At 73.0% G+C, this 3,113-nt stretch carries 2 protein-coding genes; both read left to right on the forward strand.

What is annotated here, in order from left to right; all coding sequences use genetic code 11:
- Positions 1–1,134: beta-ketoacyl reductase (locus tag AB0D57_RS47440; protein WP_362088726.1), on the forward strand; the 1,134-nt coding region annotated here is incomplete at its 5' end.
- On the forward strand, positions 1,131–3,113 hold a 1,983-nt coding region (locus tag AB0D57_RS47445), incomplete at its 3' end, for a type I polyketide synthase (protein WP_362088727.1). The genes AB0D57_RS47440 and AB0D57_RS47445, both read left to right, overlap by 4 nt.

Consider the following 3,113-nt stretch of genomic DNA (forward strand, 5'->3'; position numbering starts at 1 on the left):
GTCACCCTCGCCGCCTGCGACGTCGCCGACCGCGACGCACTGTCCGCACTCCTCACCGCCATCCCCGCCGACCAGCCACTGACCGCCGTCTTCCATGCCGCGGGAGTCCTGGACGACGGCCTGGTCGCGTCCCTGACCCCGGACCGGCTCGACAGTGTGCTGCGGCCCAAGGTGGACGCGGCGTGGAACCTTCACGAACTCACCGAGGATCTGCGGCACTTCGTGCTCTTCTCCTCCGTGGCCGGCGTGCTGGGCAGCCCCGGCCAGGCCAACTACGCCTGCGCCAACGTCTTCCTGGATGCCCTGGCCGCCCACCGGCGGGCCCAGGGCCGGGCCGCGCTGTCCATCGCGTGGGGCCGCTGGGAGGAGGAGAGCGCGATGACCGCCTCCCTCGACCGGGCCGACCTGGCCAGGATGAGCCGCGGCGGTCTGCACCCGCTCAGCGCCGAACAGGGGCTCGCCCTGCTGGACCGTGCACTGGGCCAGGACCGGCCCGTCGTCACCGCCGCCCGCTTCGACCAGCGGGCTCTGCGGGCCGGCGAGGTGCCGGCGCTGCTGCGGGGGCTGGTCCGCGTCCCGGCTCGCCGCCGCTCGGAGGCGGGCGCGGCGGAGGCGCTGGCGCAGCGGCTGGCCGCCCTGCCCGAGGCCGAGCGGCCGGCGGCGCTGCTCGAAGTCGTACAGCTGCAGGCCGCGACGGTGCTGGGGAGCAGTTCCGCCGGCGCGGTGCGCGCGGATCGCCCGTTCAAGGAGCTGGGCTTCGACTCGCTGGCCGCGGTGGAGCTGCGCAACCGGCTGGGCGCGGCCGTCGGCCGCAAGCTGCCGGCCACCCTCGTCTTCGACCACCCCACCCCGCAGGCCATCGCCCACTATCTGCTGGCCCAGATCGCCCCCGCTGAGGCCCGGTTGCCGATCCTCGATGAGCTGGACCGGCTGGGGGCCTCGCTGACCGGGCTCGACCGCGACGAGCGGCTGGACCGGGAGATCACCCTCCGGCTGCAGACCGTGCTCGCGCAGTGGACCGCGGAACGCGGGACCGCCGACGCCTCGGTCGCCGACCGGATCCAGGACGCCAGCGCCGACGAGGTCTTCGCCTTCATCGACAACGAGCTGGGAAGGAGCGTGCAGCAGTCATGAGCCCTACCGACAAAGAGCAGAAACTCGTCGACTATCTCAAGTGGGTGACGGCCGACCTGCACCAGGCGCGGGAACGCGTGCGGGAGCTGGAGTCCGGTCTGAACGAGCCGGTCGCGATTGTCGGGATGGGCTGCAGGTTCCCCGGCGGGGTCCGCTCGCCCCGGGAGCTGTGGCAGCTGGTCGCCGACGAGAAGGACGCGGTCGCCGGCTTCCCGACCGACCGCGGCTGGCCGCTGGACGAGCTGTATCACCCCGACCCGGAGCACCTGGGCACCTCGGTGGCGAAGGAGGGCGGATTCCTCTACGACGCCAGCCACTTCGACCCCCGGTTCTTCGGGATCTCCCCGCGGGACGCGCAGGCCATCGACCCGCAGCAGCGGCTGCTCCTGGAGACCGCCTGGGAGGCGTTCGAGGATGCCGGGATCGATCCGGCCGCCCTGCGCGGCAGCAGCACCGGCGTGTTCGCCGGGGTGATGTACAGCGACTACGGTGCCCGGCTGCACCCGGCGCCCGAGGGCTTCGAGGGCCTGGTGGGCAGCGGAAGCGCGGGCAGTGTCGCCTCCGGCCGGGTCGCCTACACCTTCGGTTTCGAGGGCCCGGCCGTGAGCGTCGACACCGCCTGCTCGTCCTCCCTGGTCGCCCTGCACCTGGCCGTCCAGGCGCTGCGGCGGGGAGAGTGTGATCTGGCGCTGGCGGGCGGGGTCACCGTGATGGCCACGCCCGGGGTGTTCATCGAGTTCAGCCGGCAGCGTGGCCAGTCCCCGGACGGCCGGTGCAAGTCGTTCTCGGCTTCCGCCGACGGGGCCGGCTGGGCCGAGGGCGCGGGCCTGCTGCTGGTGGAGCGGCTGTGCGACGCCGAGCGCAACGGGCACCAGGTCCTCGCGGTGGTCCGGGGCAGCGCCGTCAACCAGGACGGGGCGAGCAACGGTCTGACCGCCCCCAACGGGCCCGCCCAGGAACGGCTGATCCGGCAGTCCCTCGCGGACGCGCGGCTGCGCAGCGCGGACGTGGACGTGGTCGAGGGACACGGCACCGGAACCACGCTGGGCGACCCGATCGAGGCGCAGGCGATCCTCGCCACGTACGGGCAGGACCGGCCGGCCGACAAGCCGCTGCGGCTGGGCTCCATCAAGTCGAACATCGGGCACGCGCAGGCCGCGGCCGGTGTCGCGGGCGTCATCAAGATGGTCATGGCGATGCGCCACGGTGTTCTGCCCAAGTCCCTCCACCTGGACGCGCCCTCGCCGCACGTCGATTGGGCGGAGGGTGCCGTCTCACTGCTCGCGCACGCCGGGCCCTGGGAGCGCGACGGGCATCCTCGGCGTGCGGGAGTGTCCTCCTTCGGCATCAGCGGCACCAACGCCCATGTGATCCTTGAGGAGGCTCCCGAGCCCGAGGAGCCCGCCGCGTCCGGTGCGAAGCTTTCACCCGAAGTACCGGAGCACACGGGGCCGTTCGTCTGGCCGCTGTCGGCCAAGTCCGACCGCGCGCTGCGGGAACAGGCCAAGCGGCTGCACGCCTGGCTGGCGGAGCGTCCGCAGGCGGCCGCGGGCGATGTCGCCCATTCCCTGGCCACCACCAGGACCGTGTTCGACTACCGGGCCGCGGTGGTGGGCGCCGATGCGGACGCTCTGCGGGCCGGCCTTCAGTCCCTGGCCGCCGGCCGCAGCCACAGCTCGGTGGTGACCGGAGACGCGACACGGCCCGGCAGGCTGGCGTTCCTGTTCACCGGACAGGGCGCCCAACGCGTCGGCATGGGGCAGGAGTTGTACGACACCTATCCCGCGTTCGCCGACGCCTTCGACGCGGTCCTCGAACACTTCGAACCCGGGCTGCGCGACATCATCGCCACCAACCCGGACGGACAGCTCGACCAGACCCGGCACACCCAGCCCGCCCTGTTCGCCATCGAAGTCGCCCTCTTCCGCCTCCTGGAAAGCTGGGGACTGCGCCCCGACTACCTCGCCGGACACTCCATC

It is taken from the genome of Streptomyces sp. NPDC048275 (assembly GCF_040652275.1).
Lineage (GTDB): Bacteria > Actinomycetota > Actinomycetes > Streptomycetales > Streptomycetaceae > Streptomyces.